The sequence below is a fragment of the Paraburkholderia sp. MM5477-R1 genome (assembly GCF_050436385.1).
Classification (GTDB): domain Bacteria; phylum Pseudomonadota; class Gammaproteobacteria; order Burkholderiales; family Burkholderiaceae; genus Paraburkholderia; species Paraburkholderia tuberum.
In genome coordinates this window covers 1-22,375 of record NZ_JBNDMC010000004.1, presented here as the reverse complement: position 1 = coordinate 22,375, position 22,375 = coordinate 1, and the positions used below count along the sequence as shown (strand labels likewise).

Annotated in this window: 19 protein-coding genes; 6 read left to right on the top strand and 13 right to left on the bottom strand. The window is 59.3% G+C overall.

Features of this window, described 5'->3' with window-relative positions:
- Positions 1–442: 442 nt before the first annotated feature.
- Together OKW35_RS10420 and OKW35_RS10415 are read right to left on the bottom strand one after the other, a co-directional pair.
- The gene (locus OKW35_RS10420; RefSeq protein WP_429551858.1) at positions 443–616 is read right to left on the bottom strand and encodes a porin; all 174 of its coding nucleotides are present in this window, start codon (positions 614–616) and stop codon (positions 443–445) included.
- 96 nt (positions 617–712) lie between these two features.
- Entirely contained in the window at positions 713–1,492 is a 780-nt protein-coding gene (locus OKW35_RS10415; RefSeq protein WP_429551857.1) for an ABC transporter substrate-binding protein, read from the bottom strand.
- A 971-nt stretch (positions 1,493–2,463) separates the two neighbouring features.
- Between OKW35_RS10415 and OKW35_RS10410 the strand changes: the two genes are divergently transcribed.
- The 6 genes from OKW35_RS10410 (at position 2,464) to OKW35_RS10385 (ending at position 9,202) form a co-directional block, all read left to right on the top strand.
- On the top strand, positions 2,464–3,231 hold the full coding sequence (locus OKW35_RS10410) for an ABC transporter substrate-binding protein (protein ID WP_429551856.1): 768 nt from the start codon (positions 2,464–2,466) through the stop codon (positions 3,229–3,231).
- Between the two features lie 212 nt (positions 3,232–3,443).
- Positions 3,444–4,847, top strand: coding sequence for an MmgE/PrpD family protein (locus OKW35_RS10405; RefSeq protein WP_429551855.1), 1,404 nt, complete (start codon positions 3,444–3,446; stop codon positions 4,845–4,847).
- A 371-nt stretch (positions 4,848–5,218) separates the two neighbouring features.
- Positions 5,219–6,367 (top strand): enolase C-terminal domain-like protein, encoded by a 1,149-nt coding sequence (locus OKW35_RS10400; RefSeq protein ID WP_429551854.1) that lies wholly within the window; start codon positions 5,219–5,221, stop codon positions 6,365–6,367.
- A 534-nt stretch (positions 6,368–6,901) separates the two neighbouring features.
- Complete coding sequence (locus tag OKW35_RS10395) at positions 6,902–8,062, top strand: enolase C-terminal domain-like protein (protein ID WP_429551853.1); 1,161 nt, start codon at positions 6,902–6,904, stop codon at positions 8,060–8,062.
- 337 nt (positions 8,063–8,399) lie between these two features.
- On the top strand, positions 8,400–8,612 hold the full coding sequence (locus tag OKW35_RS10390; RefSeq protein WP_429551852.1) for a hypothetical protein: 213 nt from the start codon (positions 8,400–8,402) through the stop codon (positions 8,610–8,612).
- A gap of 245 nt (positions 8,613–8,857) precedes the next feature.
- On the top strand, positions 8,858–9,202 hold the full coding sequence (locus OKW35_RS10385; protein ID WP_429551851.1) for a hypothetical protein: 345 nt from the start codon (positions 8,858–8,860) through the stop codon (positions 9,200–9,202).
- A gap of 434 nt (positions 9,203–9,636) precedes the next feature.
- On the opposite strand, the gene OKW35_RS10380 is transcribed toward OKW35_RS10385, so the two are convergent.
- From OKW35_RS10380 to OKW35_RS10330, 11 genes are all read right to left on the bottom strand, one after another.
- Positions 9,637–11,016: an MFS transporter gene (locus OKW35_RS10380; RefSeq protein WP_429551850.1), complete on the bottom strand. Its 1,380-nt coding sequence runs from the start codon at positions 11,014–11,016 to the stop codon at positions 9,637–9,639.
- 77 nt (positions 11,017–11,093) lie between these two features.
- Positions 11,094–11,981, bottom strand: coding sequence for a formyltetrahydrofolate deformylase (gene purU, locus OKW35_RS10375; protein WP_429551215.1), 888 nt, complete (start codon positions 11,979–11,981; stop codon positions 11,094–11,096).
- 23 nt (positions 11,982–12,004) lie between these two features.
- Positions 12,005–12,445 carry a dihydroneopterin aldolase gene (locus tag OKW35_RS10370; protein ID WP_429551216.1) on the bottom strand — a complete coding sequence of 147 codons (441 nt, stop codon included), beginning with the start codon at positions 12,443–12,445 and terminating at the stop codon, positions 12,005–12,007.
- A gap of 43 nt (positions 12,446–12,488) precedes the next feature.
- Positions 12,489–13,076 (bottom strand): sarcosine oxidase subunit gamma, encoded by a 588-nt coding sequence (locus tag OKW35_RS10365; RefSeq protein WP_429551217.1) that lies wholly within the window; start codon positions 13,074–13,076, stop codon positions 12,489–12,491.
- The gene (locus OKW35_RS10360) at positions 13,066–16,062 is read right to left on the bottom strand and encodes a sarcosine oxidase subunit alpha family protein (RefSeq protein ID WP_429551218.1); all 2,997 of its coding nucleotides are present in this window, start codon (positions 16,060–16,062) and stop codon (positions 13,066–13,068) included. Before OKW35_RS10360 ends, OKW35_RS10365 begins: the two co-directional genes overlap by 11 nt.
- Positions 16,059–16,340 carry a sarcosine oxidase subunit delta gene (locus tag OKW35_RS10355; RefSeq protein WP_187637129.1) on the bottom strand — a complete coding sequence of 94 codons (282 nt, stop codon included), beginning with the start codon at positions 16,338–16,340 and terminating at the stop codon, positions 16,059–16,061. Before OKW35_RS10355 ends, OKW35_RS10360 begins: the two co-directional genes overlap by 4 nt.
- A gap of 14 nt (positions 16,341–16,354) precedes the next feature.
- Complete coding sequence (locus OKW35_RS10350) at positions 16,355–17,599, bottom strand: sarcosine oxidase subunit beta family protein (protein ID WP_429550833.1); 1,245 nt, start codon at positions 17,597–17,599, stop codon at positions 16,355–16,357.
- Between the two features lie 11 nt (positions 17,600–17,610).
- Complete coding sequence (locus OKW35_RS10345; RefSeq protein WP_429550834.1) at positions 17,611–18,987, bottom strand: L-serine ammonia-lyase; 1,377 nt, start codon at positions 18,985–18,987, stop codon at positions 17,611–17,613.
- A gap of 10 nt (positions 18,988–18,997) precedes the next feature.
- Positions 18,998–20,257: a serine hydroxymethyltransferase gene (glyA, locus tag OKW35_RS10340; protein ID WP_429550835.1), complete on the bottom strand. Its 1,260-nt coding sequence runs from the start codon at positions 20,255–20,257 to the stop codon at positions 18,998–19,000.
- 81 nt (positions 20,258–20,338) lie between these two features.
- Positions 20,339–21,550 carry a M24 family metallopeptidase gene (locus OKW35_RS10335; RefSeq protein WP_429550836.1) on the bottom strand — a complete coding sequence of 404 codons (1,212 nt, stop codon included), beginning with the start codon at positions 21,548–21,550 and terminating at the stop codon, positions 20,339–20,341.
- A gap of 225 nt (positions 21,551–21,775) precedes the next feature.
- The coding region (locus tag OKW35_RS10330) for a GlxA family transcriptional regulator (RefSeq protein ID WP_429551849.1) at positions 21,776–22,375 on the bottom strand (600 nt) is incomplete at its 5' end.

The following is a 22,375-nucleotide window of genomic DNA, read 5'->3' as shown; positions in this document are numbered from 1 at the left end:
CGTCGAGGCCCGCTGCCGCGACTGCCGTTGTACAGGATCTTCAACTACATCCTGAAGGGCGCTGTACCTTGGCTGCCAGTGGCACATGCTGCCGATCGACAGGAATCAGCAGGGTCGACGCGAAATCCATCCGACGAGCATTTACCGGATCTTTCGTCGCCGGCAGGCGAGCGGATGTTTCGACGCGATATTTCTGGCCTCAGTACGCCGACTCCAGCAGGACCAGTTGCTCGATCTGTCGATCATTCACGGCGACGGCACAACGACTGCGGCAAAGAAAGGCGGCGACAATCTCGGTTTCAGTGGCGTCGCCGGCCATCACTGCTCACGCCGACGGGTTCAAGCTTCAAGGGATCTGAGGGATTCTGCGTCATGTGTCCACCTGTCAGTTAGGTGGACACATACTGCGCCGTCCCGCCCCAGGAAACCATGTGCGCCTAATTCACCGCTTACCCTGGACCGTACCGCTCTGGAGCTCGAACAGCTTGTTGCCAACGACGTTGTTCGTATAGTTGATTCCTTCATCGATCAGACCGTAGAGCGTCACGGTACTTTGGGCCATTGTGGGAGCTGCGGCGGCTGACATCACGAAAGCTGCAAGAAGTTTCATTTTCATTAAGGTCTCCAAAGGTTATATTGTGGGGCACGATGCTTCTTTGTGCGCAACCCTGGGTCGGGCACGCGGTCTGTTTTGCTGGGCAGTTGACGTCGATTAACCGCCGTAAATATCGAATGTGAAGTACTTCTTCGCAATTCGGTCATACGTCCCGTCCTTGCGGAGACTGTCGATCGCACCGTTGATTGCGTCGAGCAGGGCTCTGTCACCCTTTCTCACACCGATGCTGACGCCGGGACCGAAGATGGCGGTGTCGTGGATGGCCGGACCTCGCGCGAAACCGAAATCACGACCCTGCGAAGTCTTCAGGAATCCCGATTCAGCGGTCGGCCCCGAAGCCAGTGCCGCATCGAGCCGCCCACCCGCGAGGTCATTCCACACCTGGTCTTGCGAAGGGTAGGGCACAATGTCAACGCCATTCGTCCAATGCTTCCGTGCATAGGCTTGCTGTGTGCTTCCCTGCAAGACTCCGATATGCTTTCCGTTGAGCGATTCGGGCGTTGCCACCAGAGCCGAGCCGCGCCTTACAACCAGCGCTTCGAAGTTGGCGTATATCTTGTGGCTGAAATCGATTGCCTTCGCGCGCTCCTCGGTCTGCGACATTGACGAATTGATCGCGTCGAACTTGCGGGCCTGCAACGCGGGAATCATGCCGTCGAACGAGTTTTCAACCCAGACGCACTTCACCTTGAGCTTCGCGCAAATTGCATTACCCAGATCGATGTCAAATCCAACGAGATCGCCACTCGGGGTTTTCGACTCAAATGGCGGGTAAGCGCTGTCGACTCCGAACTTAAGTTCCTTTCCATCGTACGCGAATGCCGCAAATGGAATGGACGTTGCGCACAGGGCGACCAGCAGCGTTTTAATTTTCATTTTGGTTTCTCCTAAATTCCAATTTAGTCATTGCATGCGCTCCCATTCTTGGACTGGTCCGCCCGGAACATGGCGGCATGGGTGAATGATCGCGCTTCACCGTCCGATAAACAATGTCGCCAAAGGCGGCCGTCTATTTGAAAAGTGGATAAGGGCATTCCCTTACTTCGTTGAGGCGAGGCTGAAACTGGCCGGATGTGCTGCCCATGCGAAAAACCCTGCATCGTTATCGGTGTGCGCGGTGCTTGTCTCATTGCAGCGCTTCGCGCCCTTGGGGCGACATCGTTGCCAGCCTTCGGCAGGTGCAGCGCGACGGTGGTGCCGGCCCTATCGACGGCCGTGGGCCTGCTCCGTGCGCCGTACTGCACCGGCATCCGACGCGTGTTCGCCGAGTCAAGGCCTGCTCGGTCCATAGTCGCGGCTGGCATTAAGTTCGTTCAGCGAGGCCACTGAATTGCAGAGCCGAGCCATATGGGGGGAAAACCCCCTATACGAATTTCGAATACCGGACCTATTTTGACGGCATTGTGTCGTTCACGTCGGCAGCACACCATCCTGCTCATGCCGCTCATGCATTGTCGGGTGGCGTAATCCGCAATTGAGGTGTCGAAATGATGAAAGACGGAAAATGAGGCTCGGCCTCTCGATGAGATATCTCGGCGATCATGTGGCCGCGTGGCGGCACTCGTCGGTCCGCGCCGATCCAGGTGCGCGGCCCGCTGAATTGCGCACGCATCGTTGCGCGCAGCAGGGCGAGCGGCCCGGTCCTTTAGTACACGAGGACGTCGGCACAGTGCGCCACAAGCTGCCGGCCGGCCCAGGACGCGGCCGGATTGGCGCAGAGGAGGCTTCCTGACCTTCGTTACGTCGCTGGGCGGCTCGCACTGAGCCAAAAGTACTACCGAAAGTCGTATGTTTTAAATGAATAGCTTAACCAATCACAAATTCGATATATAAAGAAAGGAGCGGAGATGAGACAACTGGTAGCCTCCACTGTGCTTTGCTTGCTGGCGTCTTCTGCATGCGCCACAGATACTCTGCGCTTCGGCATTGAAGCAGACTATCCGCCGTTTGAATATAAGCTGCCAAGCGGAGAATTGGCAGGTTTCGATATTGACATCGGCAATGCTATTTGCGCGAAGCTCAAGGTGAAGTGCGTCTGGGTTGAAAATTCGTTCGATGGCCTCATTCCCGCGTTGCAGGCGCGGAAGTTTGACGCCATCAATTCGGACATGTGGGCCACGGAACAGCGCGAAAAAGTAATTGATTTCACATCCGTTATTTACGCGACCTCGGCCCGTTTGGTGGCGCGCTCGGACAGTCACATCCTGCCGAACGTAGAATCGCTCAAAGGTAAGCGCGTCGGTGTTCAACAAGGTGGAACGCAGCAATATTACGCAGAACAGAAGTGGGCGCCGGGTGGCGCTGTCGTAGTTACATATCCGAGTCAAACCCAGGTATACGCGGACTTGGCCGCCGGTCGAATTGATGCTGCCTTGCAGTCGCAGCAAAGCGCGGAGGACAATTTTCTGAACAAGCCCGAAGGCAAAGGGTTTGCGCTCGTTGGCCCGCCACTGACCGATGAGAAGATATTTGGCCGCGGAGTTGCTTTCGGCGTCCGCAAGCAGGATCCGGAGCTCAAAGCTCGCCTTAACGAGGCTATCGCCTCCTTGAAACAGGATGGCACGCTCAGCAAGATTGCCAAAAAGTATTTTCCGTATCAGATCGTGACTCCCTGAAATTCCCGCCAATTCCAACGTGGAGTTTCGCGTGCTTGGGACCAAAAGCGACTATATATCGAGATTACTGCACACCCGCGCAACTTCTGCGGAGAAATCTCGCACAATGGAAGCAGGAACGAGCTCATTGAGCAAAGCGAAGAAGGTTCGGGAGAGAAATCTCGAAGAGCCGTGCATGATACGAGGAAGGACCCTATGAAGAGGAAGCAGCTATGAAGTCGCCGGTGGCATATCGGGACCCGCACACTACAGTCGTCGACCTGTTCGCATCCTATGTCGAAGAGGCTCGAGACAGGCCTGTTCCGCAGCACGTTTCGGATGTCGCCATAATGCATATTTTTGATCTCATGAGTGCGGCTGGGGCAGGCATCTATGAGCAGATCGCGGTCGTCAGCCGCGACTTAGCTCTGGAAACCTTTCGGCCTGGGCGCGTACCGATCTGGTTCACAGGCGCCGCCAGTTCCGTCATTGGAGCCGCTTGGGCGAACAGCGCCGCCGCTTCGGCGCTCGATCTTGACGACGGGGATCCAGTGGCGCGCGGCCATCTCGGAGCAGCGGTTATTCCCACCGCTTTCGCCGTGGCCCATGAAGTCGGCGCGACATTCGACGAAATCGTGCGAGCCATTGTTATCGGCTACCAGGTCGGTGCGACGATCGCTACCGCGCGCACATCCTATGGTACGACCGGAACTTGGGCCCCCTATGCTGTAGTCGCGACAGCTGGCGCGCTCCGTGACATCGGCAGACGTGTATTGGCGCACGCACTTGCAATTGCGGGGGAAGCGGCGCCGAACTGCGCGCTTATGAGTGCTCCTGCGCCCCATGACCCGCTCCCCGAAGGCAGTGACGTAAAGGAGGGGATTCCTTGGTCTGTCGTAACAGGCCTAAATGCCCTGGAGGCGGCTCAGAAGGGCATGACCGGACCACGAAATATTCTCGATAGTGTTCGTCATTACAAGTTTCCCGTTGATCTCGACGAGGTTATTCGTTCCGGTTCACGCATCAGGGATAGCTATTTCAAATTCTATTCCTGCTGCCGACACATCCACGGTCCGCTGGATGCGCTGCAGGAGTTAATGGCAAAGAACAAAATCAAAGCGCCAGATATTCAAGAAATTAAAGTCGAAATTTACGACGATGCAATGCGTCTTGAAAACAGGTGTGAGCCCCAAAATCTGCCGGACATCCAATATAGCATCCCCTACTGTCTCGCACTCGTAGCTCTTTTCGGGCCGCAGGCCTTGCTGCCACTCAGCGGGGGGGCTCTGAATCGCAATGAGGTATCTGCTCTTGCTCGAAGAGTTTTGCTGTCGTGTAGCGCAGATATTGAAGCGGTATATCCGCAGCAAACGCTATCGCGCGTGACTATCACGTGTGGCAGCGGAACGTTTACCTCTGGAGATACCGTTCCGAAGGGCAAGGGCGAGCATGTTACCTGGCAGGAGCTCGAGTCGAAGTTCAAGATGGCGACGCGCCTTGTCGCCCTTCCGGCACAGCAGAACGAGACCGTTGAGGCCGTACACCAAGCCCGAGCGGGGAATGCGTCAAGCTTGATGACCTGTCTCGCGGAGGTGAGATTTGACGAAGTGGACCGACGCACGAGCAACGAAGGCTAGTTATCTCTAGTAGGAGAAGTATGAAGCTATCTACACCGAAAAATTCATGATGGGTTGGCGGGTGTGGTTTGAGCCGTTTAAACGACGTAGGATTTGCTTGCTTAGGCCGATTCGAATAATTTCCGGGAGATCACATCCACCATGAAGTGGATCTTAAGCTTCCGGTACTGGAGAATAATCGCCTCTGCTGATATTTCGCGAAAGGCGATTGGCGCGGGCCACCCGACTCTCGTGCGTGCTTTGGGCATCTGCCAATTAAACCGGCACTTCTACCAGGTGCTAAGCGCAGTAATTAAATTTGATAGAAGAAACAGCGCCTGTGGATCTGCAGATGACTAATCTTCTGTCTGTGACCTTTTCCAGGAAATGTGATGCGAGATGGATCCGACGTTAATGCGATGGCACGGGTGGTCGCAGCCGAGGTGTTCGAAATTGAGGCGGCGCTTGTTACCCCATACAAGCTGTCGGAAGGAACACTGGTGTCAACACGCGCCGTATTGCTCAAACTGACGGACGCCGATGGCGTTGAGGGCTGGGGCGAGGCCAATCCTTACGATACCTTTACCGGAGGTACGGCAAGCGATGCTGCACGTGCCCTAAAGGAAACACTGCTGCCTGCAGTCATGGCATCTTCGGCTCCCACCCCCGGTTGCATCGACGAGGAACTCGATACACGGCTCGCTGGACACCTCAGCGCCAAGGGGGCTGTGACGATGGCTCTGCTCGATATACTCGGCAAGCGGCTCCGTGTCCCCGTTGCAACGCTACTGGGCGGGGCGCTGCGGGAGTCACTTCCAGTGGTTTGGCCGCTCAGCAATGGTACATCCGAGGAAGACATCCGCGTGATCGACCAGCGGATTGAGCAAGGATTCTCAAGCTTCGCGTTAAAGATGGGTACGTCGCCAATACGTAGCGAGATACAACGGGTGGCTGACCTGGAGGCGCGTTACGGGAGCCGTATAACGCTGACCGCCGACGCTAACGAAGGCTGGAACCGCGAGGAAGCTCGTGAGTTCCTGAAAGGAGTTAGTGGCTCCCGGCTTGCGTTCGTCGAACAGCCGTTGGAGAAGTCTGATCTGGAGGGAGCGGCGCTGTTGGCCAGGGACAGCAGGCTTGCGATCTCAGCGGACGAAGCGGTGGCTGAACTCTCGCATGCGGCGCGGATCGCAAGCGTCGGTGCCGCTAGTGTCTTCAGTGTCAAGAGCAGCAAAAATGGAGGCCCTTTGCGTGCTCAGCGCATTGCGGCAGTGGCCCAAGCGTTTGGGATTCGCTGCTACATGAATTCGATGATTGAATTCGGCGTCACGCAAGCCGCTTCACTGCAGCACGCCGTAACCATAGGGAATCTCGTCGACGTCGGCCATGCCTTTATGTCAACGTTACGCCTCGCCGAGGACCCGACCGATTTTTCTTCATTCGTGCGCAAGGGGGTAGTGCATCTTCCTGAGAGAGCGGGATTGGGTGTGGAGGTAGACGAGTCCCATGTGCGTCGCATGGCGGTAAGCGGATTTCATCTTTAATCACCGCAGTGAACTGCTAACGATCGCGGGCCGGACGAAAAGCATGAGGGGATGCGAGGAGCCTGACTCCGGACAGCCTCTCCGGTCCGTTCGGGGCAGGTCGAGTCGAGCCTGCAGGTCCGGCCACTGTTACGTTGCGCGAGGGCATCTGGTATCAGCCCTGCGCTGCGTTGGGACCGCGGTAGCGAACTGGGACACGGAAGGCGGGTCAAGCACGATCCGCACCTGGTCGCAAGCGCTGCCGGGCTGTTCGCAACACGGGGCGAATCGACAATCTGATGCTTGCATGGAGGCCACATCCACCACAGACGTAAGCTACAGGCGCTCGAAAATATCGCCTTTTTTGGGTAAAACGCGATACAGGGCGAACGTGCGCTCACCTCATTTTCGCGCGTGCTTTGGGATGCGAATGAAGCCGGTACTTTGACCGAGAGGGAAGTGCCGTAATTCAAAAAGACAGAGGAGAACAGCGTCTGCGGTTCGTACTGTGCGGATGCGTGATTCTCTGTCTGTGACCGTTTGTGGGGAGATGTGATGCTAGATGGATCCGACGTTACTTCGATGGCGCGGCTTGTCGCAGCCGAGGTGTTCGAAATTGAGGCGGCGCTTGTAACCCCGTACAAGCTGTCGGAAGGAACACTGGTTTCGACACGCGCCGTATTGCTAAAGCTGACTGACGCCGATGGCGTCGTAGGCTGGGGCGAGGCCAATCCTTACGACGCCTTTACCGGCGGCACGTCCAGCGATGCTGCACGTGCCCTGAAAGAGTCGCTGCTGCCTGCAGTCCTGGCGTCGTTGTCTCCAGCCCCAGGGTGCATTGATGAGGAACTCGACACGCGGCTCGCTGGGCACCTCAGCGCCAAGGGAGCTGTGACGATGGCTCTGCTTGATATACTCGGCAAGCGGCTTCGTGTCCCCGTTGCAACGCTGCTGGGGGGAGCGCTGCGGAAGTCGCTTCCGGTGCTTTGGCCCCTCAGCAATGGTACATACGAGGACGATATCCGCGTGATCGACGAGCGGATTGAGCAAGGTTTCACGAGCTTTATGTTAAAGATGGGCACGTCGCCAATACGTGACGAGATACAACGGGTGTCTGAGCTAGAGGGGCGTTACGGGAGCCGCATAACGCTGATCGCCGACGCCAACGAAGGGTGGAACCGCGAGGAAGCGCGTGAGTTTCTGGAAGGAGTTAGTGGCTCCCGTCTTGCGTTCGTCGAACAGCCATTGGAAAAGGCGGATCTTGAGGGCGCGGCGTCGTTGGCCAGGGACACTAGGCTTCCAATATCGGCCGACGAAGCAGTGGCCGGACTCTCGCATGCGGCGCGGATCGCAAGCGCCGGCGCCGCTAGTGTCTTCAGTGTTAAGAGCAGCAAAAATGGAGGCCCTTTGCGCGCTCAGCGCATTGTGGCGGTAGCACAGGCGTTTGGGATTTCCTGCTACATGAATTCGATGATTGAGTTCGGCGTGACGCAAGCCGCGTCATTGCAGCACGCCGTAACCATAGGGAATCTCGTCGACGTCGGCCACGCCTTTATGTCAACGTTACGGCTCGCCGAGGACCCGACCGATTTTTCTTCTTTTGTGCGGCAGGGGGTAGCGCATCTTCCGGAGAAAGCGGGGTTGGGCGTGGAGGTAGACGAGGCGCATGTGCGTCGCATGGCGGTAAGCGGATTTCATCTTCGATCACCGCAGTGAACTGCTAACGATCGCGGGCCGGACGAAAAGCATGAGGGGATGCGAGAAGCCTGACTCCGGACAGCCTCTCCGGTTCGTTCGGGGCAGGTCGAGTCGGGCCTGCAGGTCCGGCCACTGGTACTTTGCGCGAGGGCAGCTGGTATCAGCCCTGAGCTGCGTTGGGACCGCGGCAGCGAACTGGGACACGGAAGGTGGGTCAAGCACGATCCGCACTTGGTCGCAAGCGCTGCCGGGCTGTTCGCAACAACGGGGCGAATCGACAATCTGATGCTTGCAAACGACTTCTGCAAATGAACACTTCGTGAGAGCAACTGCGATGTCTACGCTGCGGCGCGTAATGAATAGAAAACCCGGCACTCTTCACGTATTCGCCGAAGATGGCGCCTGGCATTGGGGCATCACCGTCCCACGCGGACATGGTTTCGGATTTCAGGTAATCGCTTATAACCAACTGGGTTTCCAGTCCGAGGATGACGCCACGTCGGACGGGACCCGGGCGCTGGAACGTATCACCAATACGTCCTTTGAACGAATCGAGCGTTGCGATTGAGACCCCGCCAACGGTCGAGTAGCATCGCAGGCGATAAATGCAAAATGCCACTAATGGGATGGTCCACCCCACCTCGCTGGACAGGTTAGGCTGGCACGTGCTCATTTCCCAGGGCTGAGCTTACGGCGTTGTCGCATCGGAAAGACCTTCACGTCGACGTGCGAGCCGAGCTTGACGGCGTACAAACGAATCGCGAGCGTTGCCGGATCCTGGCTCGAATGATACTTGAGGACCGAATGCCACCAATGCCACGGGTGCCGGAGCAAGCAGCAGTTACTCGGATAAAGAAGCATCTTGCTAATCCCGGTCAGGAATTGCAAACAATCCGAGATTCGATCGGCGAATCTTTTCACCGGTTATACCGTCAACGAAACCTCGTTCTACACGGTGGCCGGCTCGATAGCGTGGCGCTGGCAGCCAGCCTGCGCACAGTGGCGAAACTTGCTGGTGCTGGCATGGACCGCATAACGCACGGGCACTACGTGCAAAATCTTCGACCGCTCGATCTGGTAGCGAAAGCCAACATGGCGCTCGCGTTGATTGGCAACGGTTCTCCTTTAGACCGCATTGGATTTCTGGAAATCAACTGACACCGCGGCGCCAGTGATGAGTAGTCTGGAGCGGTGATCGACGCCGCTCCAACCGCGACTAGGTCCAGCTGGGTTACTCAGTACTACAGATCAAACTTCGCTAATTTCTTTTATGTCAAATTGAATGGATCGGTGGCGTCCTGTCCAACACCACATATGGCACTACGCTCTCCTGTCTGCTTCATGGCAAGGTTTATGGGGCCGCCAGTACACCGAGGCGATTGAGACGATATCGTCGGCCCGCAACTGCCCCCGTGGCCGGCAGCGTCAGATGCAAACGCACGTCGCTAGCGTCTTCAACACATCATTCATGAGCGATTTTTTTCGGAATTCTACTGCCCAACTCCTCCTGCGACGCAACCGGCCGACTCGCTTCGATCCGCTCAGGCAGAGCCAATCGAAGCAAGCGGGGCCTGACTTCAGTCCGATGGCATTCAGTCGGCGAGCGGCCCGCGCGATGTCTCCCGACTCGCGAGCATGGCTATCAAAGCGACGCCTGCCGCGCCGACCATATACCACGCCGGAGCCAACTTGCTGCCGGTCGCATGGATCAACCAGGTCGCGACGAACGGTGCCGTGCCGCCGAATAACGCGTTTGCTGCGTTGAAGCTGAACGCGAAACCGCTGTAACGCACGCGCGTCGGAAAGATCTCTGACAGGAAACACGGTAGCGTGCCGTCGTTCATCGTCAGCAGCGCGCCAAACGCGATCTGGATCAGCACGATCGTCATGAAGCTGGCACCGACGAGTCCCTTGAAAAGCGGTACCGTCAACAGGGCGAACAGGACCGAAGCACCGATCAGCATCGTCTTGCGACCGACGCGGTCCGACAGCGCCCCCATAATGAAGATGAAGCCGATGTAGGCGGCAAGAGAGATGGTGGCCGCAATAAAGGATTGCGTTTTCCCCATCCCCATCTCGGTCGACAGGTAGGTGGGCATGTAGCTCAGCACCAGATAGAACGCCACCGCGTTCAGGCACGTGACCCCAAACGCGATCAACATCTTACCGCGATGTACAGTCAGCAATTCCGTGACCGGCGCGCGCGCAACGTGGTGCGACGCTTCGAGTGCCTTGAACTTCGGCGTATCTTCCAGGCGCACCCGGATGTAGCGTCCGATCAGTCCGAACGGTGCTGCGAGCAGAAATGGCAGGCGCCAGCCGAAAGACTGGAGCTGCTCAGTCGTGAGCACAGCGTGCAGAACCGCCACGAATATCGATCCGAACAGGAGGCCCGCCGCCGTGCTCGCCGGCACGATGCTGGTATAGACGCCCCGCTTGCCCTCTGGCGCATATTCGGCGAGGAATGCTGATGCCCCTGCATACTCACCGGAAGCTGAGAACCCCTGGATAACTCGAACCAGCAGCAAAAGGATCGGTGCCATGACGCCAACCTGTGCATAGGTTGGCAGGAACGCGATCACGAAGGTCGAAGCCGACATGATCAGGATCGAGAGCGACAGCGCTGTCCGGCGCCCGATCTTGTCGCCGAAATGCCCCCAGACGATGCCTCCGATGGGTCGGACGATAAACGAGATCGCAAATACGGCGTAAGCGGCAAGCAGCCCCGTCGCAGCGTCAGTCTTGGGGAAAAAGACAACCGCAATGATGGTCGCGAGATAGCCATAGGACGCGTAATCGAACCACTCGACAAAATTGCCGATGAAGCTGGCCATCGCAGCGCGCTTGAGCAGACGCCGATCTGGCACAGGGGCGGCCTGACGATTGGCCGAAGCAAACGGCGGCGGCACGCCGACCTGTGAGATGACGCCAGTTGCCGCCTGCCGCCCTGAAACCGCTTTCCTGTTACTCATTTGTTGTCTCCAAACATGAATCGTGAGATTGCTGCGTTTTCGGCTGCGGCTCTTGAGTCCGCTTCACCGGCGTGTTCCTACTGAAGTACGACGGTTCGGTTACCGTTGATAAAGATTCGATGCTCGATAGAAAGCTTGACGGCGCGCGCCAGCGCGAGACACTCCATATCACGTCCGGTCGCGAGCAGCCGGTCGGGGTCGTACGCGTGAGTGACGCGTTCCACGACCTGTTCGATGATCGGCCCTTCGTCGAGATCATTGGTCACGAAATGCGCCGTTGCGCCGATCAGCTTCACCCCGCGCGCATGCGCCTGGTGATAAGGCTTCGCGCCCTTGAATCCGGGCAGGAACGAGTGATGAATGTTGATTGCGCGCCCCGCGAGGGACGCGCTCAGCCCGGCGGACAGCACCTGCATGTAACGTGCGAGGACGACAAGTTCAGCACCGGTCCGCTCTACCAGGGCCAATACTTGCGCTTCCTGTTGCGGCTTGGTCTCGGCCGTCAGCGGCAGATGGTGGAACGCGATGCCGTTCGCAGCCGCAACAGGTTCGAGATCCGGATGGTTCGAGGCCACGCCGATGATGTCCATCTTCAGTTCGTCCATGCGCCAGCGGAACAGCAGGTCGGCAAGGCAATGGTCGAGCTTCGACACCATGATCAGCACCTTGGGTCTCACTGACATGTCGTGGATCGTCCACGCCATGTCGAACCGGTTAGCGACATTCGCAAACTCTTCGCGCAACGACGCAACGTCCAGCTGCTGCGTCGATGCGGAGTGAAAAATGCACCGCACGAAGAAACGGGCAGTGAACTCATCGTCGAACACATCGAATTCGTCGATATAGCATTCGCGCTCATCGAGAAATCGCACCAGCGCAGCGACCTGCCCCGGTGCGCTCGGACAGGTGACGGTCAGCGCGAACTGTGGCGCCCGATCCGTGCGCTTCGTAGTGGTTTCAGTCATGGCGACTCCGTATGTGGCCTGTGTCAGGCGTGCGTGGCTTCGGCAACGTGTGCGGCACCATGGTGGGCGTGCCGGCGCAGATAGTCATGACGACTCCAGCGCAGCCGCACGCCCACCTGCGCCGCCGAACGCACCGCGTGCGGCTTGTAGAGCGTGAGCATGGCGTCTTCGAGCATCGCGAAGCGGTCGAACGCCAACACCAGCAGATCGGCGGCGAGTTGCTCGACCAGGTCCGTGTGTGTCTGCGCATCGAGGTAGGCGCACAGCATCCGGCAGAACGCGTCGTAATCAAGGCATTCGCTGATCTCCTCCGGGAGCGCCTGACTTCGACAATGCAGTACCGCATCAATCACCACCGGCTGGGCTACGCGTTCATGATTGTGGATCCCGATTCGCGTCTGTGCCCGCAACTGGTCGATCACGATCTCCCATTCGACGGTCAGTCCTGCATCCGGATGTTTCATCGAACAATCTCCTCTGTATGCCGTGGGACAACCGCCGCGCCTGTTATGCAAGATACGGCTGCGCCGCATCGAGCAGCATCAGGCAGCAGTATTCGGCAAAGCTGCGCCGCACGATGATCTGGAACCGGTCATCCCCGTCACGGCACAGCGTGATGCCTGCCTTGAAGAAGTGCGAACTGGCGCATTGCCCGTCTGCGAACACGCGTCGATGCAGGTCGAGCGGGCAGCCGCCTGCCAGCACCTCTCGCACATGGCTCCCCGAAATGTCGACTACGGTGTAACCGCTACTGACGTCGACGACCGCGTAGTGTTGTCCGTCAAGCGCTTCGCGCAAGGCGCGTTCGAGTTCAACGGCCATATCCTGGGTAGACTGGATCAGCCACTCGTCCGGCCCCATCCACCACACTGCGCGTTCACCCGCCGTTACGCGACCACCGGATTGCTTCGGCAATGGGACGCCCAGCACGCGCTGCACGGCCACATCAAACGCGATACCGTTGCCGCGTAATGTGAGAAGCGTGACGAACGGCCGCTCGGTGAACCGAAAGCGTCGTGATATGCCGCCGGATGCAGCGGCAATCCGCGCTTCAATACCGACGAGCGGCGACTCCTGAACCAGATCATTCAACATGCTGACGTACCCCTTCCGGATCGTAAAAAACAGGACTGCACACCTCCGCCTCGACACAGCGTGTGGCGGACATCGACACAAATACGCGTTGCCCCATCCTCTCGAGGCCGCCTTTGACGACCGCCAGTGCAATCGACCGCTTCAGGATCGGACTCATATAGCTCGACGTTACATGGCCGAGCATTGGCGTGATGCCCTGTGTCGCAGGTGTGGTTACGATCTGCGCGCCTTCGGTCAGCGTGACGCGGGGGTCCACCGGTTTCAGTCCAACGAGCTGCTTGCGTCCCGCACTCTGTGTATCCGAGCGCGACAGCGAGCGCTTGCCGAGGCAGTCCTTCTTCGCGACCATGCCACCCATGCCAAGGTCGAACGGTGTGATCGACCCATCGGTATCCTGACCGACGATGATGTAGCCCTTCTCCGCACGCAGCACGTGCATCGTTTCCGTGCCATAGGGTGTGATTTCAAACTCACGCCCAGCGCTCATCAACGCTTCCCATACGCCGCGCCCAAAGTTCGCCGGCACGTTGACTTCGTACGCCAGCTCGCCCGAGAAGCTGATTCGCATGACACGTGAAGCCACGCCGGATACCGTCCCGTTGCGATACGTCATGAACGGGAATGCCGCGTTCGCGAAGTCGATGTCTTTACACACCTTCTGCAACACCTTGCGGCTGTTCGGCCCGACCACCGCGAAGGTCGCCCAGTGATCTGTCACGGAGCTCAGGTGCACGTTCAGATTCGGCCATTCCGTCTGCAGCCAGCGCTCCATCCAGTTCAGCACGCGCGCGGCGCCACCCGTGGTCGTGGTCATCATGTAGTGCTGTTCGCCGAGGCGCACCGTCACACCATCATCGAAGACCATGCCGTTCTCGTCGAGCATCAGTCCATAGCGGCATTTGCCGACTTCCAGCTTGCTCCAGGGGTTCGTGTACAGCCAGTTGAGCAGCGTCGCTGCATCCGGGCCCTGAATGTCGATCTTGCCGAGCGTCGACGCATCCAGAATGCCTACGCTGTTGCGTACCGCGAGACACTCGCGCGCCACCGCCGCGTGCAGATCCTCGCCGTTTTTCGGGTAGTACCACGGGCGCTTCCAGTTGCCGACGTCTTCGAACGCCGCGCCATGCGCCTCGTGCCACGGATGGATGCAGGTCTTGCGGACCGGATCGAGAAAGTCACCGAGTTCACGCCCGGCGATCGTGCCGAACGTCACCGGTGTGTAGTTCGGCCGGAACGTCGTTGTGCCGGTCTCGGGAATCGTCTTGCCCAGTGCCTGGGCGAGGATCGCCATCCCGTTGATGTTGCCAAGCTTGCCCTGATCAGTGCCGAAACCCATCGCCGTGTAGCGCTTGACGTGCTCGACGGAGTGATAGCCCTCGCGTGCAGCGAGCAGAATGTCAGACGCCGACACGTCGTTCTGGAAATCAACGAACCGCTTGGGACCGCGCGATGCTTTATCCAAGTTCGCAACCAGCCAGAGCGGGAACAGCGGTTGTTCATTCGAGACCTTCGCCTGCCACTGCTGCACGGCAGGATCTGGTAAGCCCGCGAACCGGGCAGCCCGTCGACCAGCCTTGACGCCATCATCGAGCGTCTCCGGCAGCTGGAACGCACCGCGAGCGGCACCGATGCTGCATTCTTCCTGGACCCCCGCGCCCGGAATGAAGCAAGCCTTGTCGTCGTTCCAGAGTGCCTTGCCGCCCGACTGCGCAAAGAGGTGCAACACGGGATTCCAGCCACCCGACATGCCCACCAGGTCACAGCCGAGCGTCGCAATGCGCTGCCCCACGCGTCCCTGTGCATAGCGGGCAACAGTGACGTTGCGCACGCGTTCCTTGCCGCCTGCGTCGATCACAACGGCGTTGTTGACGATGGCGACCCCGCTGCGCGCTGCCTGTTGCGGCAGCGCACCCGCGCTAGCGCCGCGAGGATCGACAACCGTCACGTCTGCCCCGTGTATCTTGAGATCGAGTGCGGCGCGATACCCTTCGTCGTTGTTTGTGAATATCACCGCACGCCGACCTGGCAGAACGCCGTAACGGTTGAGGTACGTCGAGATCGCCGACGCCAGCATGATGCCGGGCAGGTCGTTGTTGCCAAAGACCAGCGGCCGCTCATGTGCGCCCGTTGCGAGAATCACCTTCTTCGCGCGGATCTTCCAGAGCCGTTCACGCGTGCCGCTTCGCGTTGAAACGGGTAAATGGTCGGTCAGACGTTGTGTGACTGTGACAAGGTTGTGATCCTGATAGCCAAACGCAGTGCTACGGCTCATGACTGTCACTTCCGGCATAGACGAAAGCTCGGCCTCGATCGCGCGCGCCCAGTCGCTGGCCGGCTTGCCGTCAATCTTTTCTGTGCCCGACAGCAGACTTCCGCCCAGTTCGGGCTGGTCGTCAACCAGAATGACCCGCGCGCCACTCGCGCCCGCCGTTCGTGCCGCAGCCAGTCCCGCTGGACCCGCGCCGACGATCAACACGTCACAATGCGCAAAGCGCTTGTCGTAGCGGCCCGGGTCGTTTACCTCCGGCGACTTGCCCAGACCCGCGGCGTGGCGAATGCGTTCCTCGTACTTCGGCCAGAAGCTGCGCGGCCACATGAAGGTCTTGTAATAGAAGCCGGCCGGCATGAATCGGGCGAACTTCTGGTTGATCGCCATGCGATCGTGTTCGAGGCTCGGCTCCGCGTTCACGCTTGTCGCGTCGAGCCCCTGATAGAGCTCGACCTCCGTCGCACGCGCGTTCGGGATCGTGTGGGCGCCGCGCTCGAGCTGCACCAGCGCATTCGGTTCCTCGACGCCCGCGGTCACGATGCCGCGCGGCCGGTGGTACTTGAAGCTGCGCGCAACGAAATGCACATCATTGGCAAGCAGCGCCGACGCCAGCGTGTCGCCCTGAAAGCCTTGGAACGTGCGGCCGTTAAACGTGAACGTCAGGGGAATCGCGCGATTGATGCGCCCGCCCGATGGCAAACGGTTCTGCTGGTTCATGCTGATTCTCCTTCTTCCGGAACGCCGATCTTGCTGACCGACCTGAACGCGTACGTCACCGTATCGCGCTCGGCGTTGAACCAGCGGCGGCATCCCTGCGCGTGGTTCCACTGTTCACGGTGCAGGCCACGCGTGTTCTTGCGCATGAACAGGTACTCGCCCCATTCCCTGTCAGTAAGCTTCTCGGTGTCGAGCGGACGCACGATCTCGGCTTCGCCGCCGTACGAGAATTCGGACTCGGCGCGCGGCCCGCACCAGGGGCATTGAATGAGCAACATGGATCTCTCCCTGGTTAGTGCGCGACCGCTGCCGCGCCGTGTTCGTCGATCAGATGGCCGGTGTAGAACCGGTCCAGAGAGAACGGCGCATTCAGCGGATGCGGTGTGTCGTTTGCAATGGTGTGAGCGAAGGCCCACCCGGAACCCGGTGTGGCCTTAAAGCCCCCCGTGCCCCAGCCGCAGTTGAAGTACAGTCCTTTCACGTCTGTCTTGCTGACGATCGGACACGCATCCGGCGACACATCGACGATCCCGCCCCACTGCCGGTTCATCCGCACGCGCGAGAACACCGGGAACATTTCGACAATCGCCTGGAGCGTGCCTTCGATGGTGTGGAAACTACCGCGCTGGCCATATCCGGTGTATTGGTCGACGCCCGCACCGATCACGAGGTCACCCTTGTCGGACTGACTGATGTAGGCGTGCACCGCATTCGACATAATCACCGTATTAACAATCGGTTTGATCGGTTCGGACACCAGTGCCTGCAGCGGATGGCTTTCAAGCGGCAGGCGGATCCCCGCCATCTCCGCGAGCACGCTGCTGTTACCTGCTGCGACCACCGCGACCTTCTTCGCCTTGATGAAGCCTTTGACGGTATCGACTCCGACCACTGCGCCGTTGGCCCGGCGAATGCCGGTCACGCCACAGTTCTGCAGAATGTCGACACCATGCTGGTCCGCACCGCGCGCATAGCCCCATGCGACCGCATCGTGCCGGGCTACACCGGCGCGGCGCTGGAATGAGGCGCCCAGCACCGGATAACGGCTGTGCAGGTTGATCACCGGCACGATCTCCTTGATCTGCTCGGGGGTGAGGAATTCAGCATCGACGCCGTTCAGCCGGTTTGCATTGACGCGACGTTCGGTGTCGCGCACATCCTGCAGCGTGTGGGCGAGATTGATCACGCCGCGCTGACTGAACATCACGTTGTAGTTGATGTCCTGCGAGAGCCCCTCCCACAACTGGAGAGCCTTTTCGTACAGCGCGGCCGACTCGTCCCACAGATAGTTCGAGCGCACGATTGTCGTATTGCGCGCCGTGTTGCCGCCGCCGATCCAGCCCTTTTCCAGCACCGCGATGTTACGCACGCCGAGTTCCTTCGCGAGGTAGTACGCGGTGGCAAGACCATGGCCGCCGCCGCCGACGATCACCACGTCGTATTCCTTCTTCGGCTCGGGGCTCTTCCATGCGCGCTCCCAGTTCTCGTGATACGACAACCCGTTGCGCAACAAACTGAATATCGAATACCGGCTCATCGTCTGTCTCCTCAACACTCAATCACGTTGACCGCAAGGCCCCCGCGTGAGGTTTCCTTGTACTTGGTCTTCATATCGGCGCCTGTCTCGCGCATCGTCTTGATGACCTTATCCAGCGATACGTAGTGTTTGCCATTGCCGCGCAGTGCCATGCGGGCGGCGTTCACAGCTTTCACTGCGCCCATCGCGTTACGCTCGATGCAGGGAATCTGCACCAGGCCGCCCACCGGATCGCAGGTCATGCCCAGGTTGTGTTCCATGCCAATTTCAGCGGCGTTTTCGACCTGTTCTGGTGATCCGCCGAGGACCGCGGCGAGCGCGGCGGCCGCCATCGAGCACGCGACGCCGACTTCGCCCTGGCAGCCGACCTCCGCGCCCGAGATCGACGCGTTTTCCTTGTAGAGCAACCCGATCGCAGAGGCCGTCAGCAGGAATTCAACAACGCCATCGTCGTTGGAACCGGACACAAACTTGACGTAGTACTGCAGGACAGCCGGAATGATCCCCGCCGCTCCATTGGTCGGCGCCGTGACGATCCGTCCGCCAGCGGCGTTTTCTTCATTCACCGCCATCGCGTACAGGTTGATCCAGTCAATCATCGATAGCGGATCGCGCAGGCTTTCTTCTGACTGCGCTTTCAACTGCCGAAACAGATCGGCCGCGCGTCGCTTCACCTTCATGGGTCCCGGCAAGGTGCCTTCCATCGAGCATCCGCGCGCGATCGCTGCAGACATCGCGTCCCTGATCTTCAGCAACCCTTGGCGCGCGGTTTCGGGCGTGCGCCAGGTTGCTTCGTTGGCGAGCATCAACCCTGCGATAGACAGGCCGCTCTCGCCGCACATGCGCAACAGTTCGACACCTGTCCTGAACGGATAAGGAACCCGTGTGGCACCTTCCTGGCCGTTGAGGCGCTCCCCTGCATCGTCAACAACAAAGCCGCCCCCAACCGAGTAATAGACTTGCTCGTCGACCACCTTGCCGCTTGCGTCGAAAGCGGTGAAGCGCATTCCATTAGCGTGGAACGGCAGCACCTCGCGGCGCAGGAACACCATCTGCGTCTTCTCGTCGAAGGCAATCTGCTGGACTCCAGCGACTTCGATCGACTTCGTTGAGCGAATATGAGCCAACCGGGTTTCCACGTAGTCGGGATCGATCGCATCGGGGAGATTCCCTTCGAGCCCAAGCAGCACAGCCTTGTCGGTGCCGTGTCCCTTGCCGGTGGCGCCGAGCGAGCCGTACAGGTCCGCCCGGATCGCGCTCACCTCACCAAGCTTTCCGGCGTCGCGCATGCGGGTCGCGAACCGGCAAGCCGCGATCATCGGCCCGACGGTATGAGAGCTCGAGGGCCCAATGCCGATCTTGAAGAGATCGAAGGTGCTGACGTTCATGGCTTTCTCATTAAAGTCCAGCGTATACCGGCAGGCGCGCACACAACTTCGCCACCTGTTCGCGCACGCGCTGCTCGACCTGGGCATCGCCGAGGTTGTCCAGCACGTCGCAGATGAGCGCGGCGGTCAGCACGGCATCAACCTCCCTGAATCCGCGTGTCGTGATGGCAGGTGTGCCGATGCGGATCCCGCTCGTCACGAACGGCGATTGCGGATCGTTCGGCACCGCATTCTTGTTTACCGTGATGTGCGCACGGCCCAGTGCCGCGTCCGCGTCCTTGCCGGTGATTCCTTTCGCGACCAGGTCGACAAGAAACAGGTGATCGTCCGTGCCGCCGGACACCACGTCATAGCCGCGCTCGACGAATACCGAAACCATCGCGCGCGCATTCGCCAGCGTCTGTTTCTGGTACTCGACAAAGTCGGAGCCGAGGGCTTCCCTGAACGCGACGGCCTTCGCCGCGATGACGTGCATCAGCGGCCCGCCCTGGGTTCCGGGGAAAACCATCGAATTGAGCTTCTTTTCGATCTCGGCGTTGGCTCTGGCGAGAATAAGCCCGCCGCGCGGGCCGCGCAGCGTCTTGTGGGTAGTCGTCGTGACGATGTCCGCAAACGGCACAGGATTCGGATATAGTCCTGCCGCCACGAGTCCTGCCACGTGTGCCATGTCGACAAAGAGTAAGGCGCCGACGCGATCCGCGATCTTCCGGAAACGCGCGAAATCGAGAACACGCGAGTAGGCGGAGAAACCCGCCACGATCATTTTCGGCTGGTATTCGACCGCCAGGCGCTCGACTTCGTCGTAATCGATCAGGCCGGTTTCTGTATCGACGCCGTACTGGACTGCGTGATAGAGCTTGCCGGAAAATGACACCTTCGCCCCATGCGTGAGGTGACCACCGTGTGCGAGGCTCATGCCGAGAATCGTGTCGCCCGGGCTCAGCAATGCCAGATAGACCGCGGCGTTCGCCTGCGAGCCACTATGCGGCTGGACGTTCGCATAATCTGCGCCAAAGAGCTGCTTCGCACGCGCGATCGCCAGTGACTCCACTACGTCGACATGTTCGCAGCCACCGTAGTAACGCTTGCCTGGATAACCTTCGGCGTATTTGTTGGTGAGCACCGAGCCCTGCGCTTCGAGCACGCGGGGGCTGGTGTAGTTTTCCGATGCGATGAGCTCGATGTGAACTTCCTGACGCTGGCGCTCAAGGCGCATCGCGTCAGACAGTTCCGGATCGAACCCAGCAATGGTTTGTTCCTTTGAAAACATTGAAACGTCTCCTGCAACATCCTGGGGTGCCTGCGGCCGTAGCCGCAGGGTGATTCGAATGAGACCGGAACAGGCTTAGATTCAGGCCTTGATGATGTTGTGCTCCGGGCCGTACCTGAATCCGGTGATGTTGGTTGCATCTTTCTCGCCCACCACCAGGATGTCGTGCTCACGATAACCGCCCGCGCCAGGCAGGCCTTGCGGCAGCATGATCATCGGTTCCATCGAAATGACCATGTTCGGTTCGAGCACCGTGTCGATGTCTTCGCGCAGTTCGAGCCCGGCTTCGCGGCCGTAGTAATGCGAGAGCACACCGAACGAGTGGCCGTAGCCAAACGTGCGGTATTGCAGCAGGTTGTACTCCGCGTAAATCCTGTTCAGTTCGTGGGCGATATCGCTGCATCGCGCGCCCGGCTTGATCAGCTTCAGGCCCGCCTCGTGCACTTCGACGTTGACCTTCCACAAACGCAGGTGCTCGTCGGAGCAGTGGTCGAAAAACATCGTGCGCTCGAGGGCCGTGTAGTAACCGGCGATCATCGAGAAGCAGTTCAGGCTCAGGATGTCGCCCTTCTGCACCTTGCGTGTGGTCACCGGGTTGTGGGCGCCGTCCGTGTTGATGCCGGACTGGAACCACGTCCACGTGTCCATCAGCTCTGAATCGGGGAAACGCGTGGCGATTTCACGGACCATCGCCTGGGTCGACGCGAGCGCGACTTCGTGTTCGGGCACACCTTCATGAACAGCGGCGGCAAGCGCCGCTCCCCCCACATCGCACACATTGGCGCCATGCCTGATGACCTCGATTTCTGCAGCGGACTTGATCATGCGCATGTGCATCGTCTGCGCACTGATATCGACGAATTCGACAGAGGGCAGCGCGGCTTTGAGCTTTTCCAGCACATCCACGGGAACATGATCGAACTCGATGCCGACGCGGCCCTTGTTGTCGATTTCCTGCTGCACGGCACGGAAGAAGTTATCGCGCTGCCAGTCGGTGTAGACCACGTTGTAGTCGCCGACCGTACGACGCCACGGCTGGCCGCCATCGATATTTGCCGAGATCGACACCACCTTGTTCGGCGTTACGACGAGCCCGTACTTACGGCCGAACGAGCAGTACAGGAAGTCCCCGTAATAGTTGATGTTGTGATACGACGTGAACAGCACGGCATCTATATTCTCGTTGGACATCAATGCGCGCAGCTTGCCCTGGCGGCTCGCATACTCCGCATCCGAGAAGGTGTGCTTCACCTTCTCGCCATTCTCAATCCGAATCAGATTTTCCAGTTTCATGCGCTCGCTCCTTGGTGAAAAAACGCCAGCAGGTGTGAGCGAATAGTAGAAGGTCGGGGATTTAGAACGTTTTCGAAAACGACACGACGATCCTCAATTTCGACATTGAGGGTTTACCTCCGTGAGCTCGTTTAGCTGTCGGATTGGCCTGTTCAACGAGCGTGCGCCTCCGCCGCAGCGATCGTGCGTGGGCTGGAGCAAGGAAACTGTGTGGCGGGTGCTGCCTTACAATGCGTTCTGGTATCGCCGACGGTCCGCCATGGGCGAAATCTTGAACTGTGCTTTGTAACGCGTCGCGAAGTGCGTCAGTGATGTGAAGCCTGTTCGTGAACAGACCTCTTCGAGCGGCTTGCCCGTCCGGTATAGCAACTGGCGGGCGCGGAGCAGGCGAATCTCAAGATAGGCCTGAGCCGGCGTCTTACCTGTCCGATCGTTGAACCAGCGCTCAAGCTGGCGCTGTGAGACGCCCAGATACGAAGCTACCTCCGCGACCGAGAGCGCTTCCTCGACATTGCTCTCCATGATCTGCAAAGCTTCGTCGAGTTTCGTATGTTCCGCGCCCATGTATTGGCGAAGCGATGTCCGCTGCTGTTGCTCGTGACTGCGTCGTTCTGCAACGAGCAATTCGAGCACGCGTGCGGCAAGCGAACGGCTGCCGGGTGGCATGCCAAGCAGATGCACCATCAGGTCCAGCGGCGCGACACCGCCACTGCATGTGTAGCGATCCCGATCCACTTCGTAGAGGCGATTGGAGACGATGAGCTTTGGGAACTGGCCCATCAGCACGTCCTGATCTTCCCAGTGAATCGTGCACCGATAGCCGTT

Coding starts and splice junctions, on each gene's coding strand:
- purU (WP_429551215.1), bottom strand. CDS start 11,981: ATGACTGAAACCACTACGAAGCGCACGGATCGGGCGCCACAGTTCGCG.
- OKW35_RS10385 (WP_429551851.1), top strand. CDS start 8,858: ATGCCACGGGTGCCGGAGCAAGCAGCAGTTACTCGGATAAAGAAGCAT.
- OKW35_RS10380 (WP_429551850.1), bottom strand. CDS start 11,016: ATGAGTAACAGGAAAGCGGTTTCAGGGCGGCAGGCGGCAACTGGCGTC.
- OKW35_RS10415 (WP_429551857.1), bottom strand. CDS start 1,492: ATGAAAATTAAAACGCTGCTGGTCGCCCTGTGCGCAACGTCCATTCCA.
- OKW35_RS10370 (WP_429551216.1), bottom strand. CDS start 12,445: ATGAAACATCCGGATGCAGGACTGACCGTCGAATGGGAGATCGTGATC.
- OKW35_RS10400 (WP_429551854.1), top strand. CDS start 5,219: ATGCGAGATGGATCCGACGTTAATGCGATGGCACGGGTGGTCGCAGCC.
- OKW35_RS10410 (WP_429551856.1), top strand. CDS start 2,464: ATGAGACAACTGGTAGCCTCCACTGTGCTTTGCTTGCTGGCGTCTTCT.
- OKW35_RS10350 (WP_429550833.1), bottom strand. CDS start 17,599: ATGAGCCGGTATTCGATATTCAGTTTGTTGCGCAACGGGTTGTCGTAT.
- OKW35_RS10345 (WP_429550834.1), bottom strand. CDS start 18,987: ATGAACGTCAGCACCTTCGATCTCTTCAAGATCGGCATTGGGCCCTCG.
- OKW35_RS10390 (WP_429551852.1), top strand. CDS start 8,400: ATGAATAGAAAACCCGGCACTCTTCACGTATTCGCCGAAGATGGCGCC.
- OKW35_RS10405 (WP_429551855.1), top strand. CDS start 3,444: ATGAAGTCGCCGGTGGCATATCGGGACCCGCACACTACAGTCGTCGAC.
- OKW35_RS10355 (WP_187637129.1), bottom strand. CDS start 16,340: ATGTTGCTCATTCAATGCCCCTGGTGCGGGCCGCGCGCCGAGTCCGAA.
- OKW35_RS10395 (WP_429551853.1), top strand. CDS start 6,902: ATGCTAGATGGATCCGACGTTACTTCGATGGCGCGGCTTGTCGCAGCC.
- OKW35_RS10335 (WP_429550836.1), bottom strand. CDS start 21,550: ATGAAACTGGAAAATCTGATTCGGATTGAGAATGGCGAGAAGGTGAAG.
- OKW35_RS10360 (WP_429551218.1), bottom strand. CDS start 16,062: ATGAACCAGCAGAACCGTTTGCCATCGGGCGGGCGCATCAATCGCGCG.
- OKW35_RS10365 (WP_429551217.1), bottom strand. CDS start 13,076: ATGTTGAATGATCTGGTTCAGGAGTCGCCGCTCGTCGGTATTGAAGCG.
- OKW35_RS10420 (WP_429551858.1), bottom strand. CDS start 616: ATGAAAATGAAACTTCTTGCAGCTTTCGTGATGTCAGCCGCCGCAGCT.
- glyA (WP_429550835.1), bottom strand. CDS start 20,257: ATGTTTTCAAAGGAACAAACCATTGCTGGGTTCGATCCGGAACTGTCT.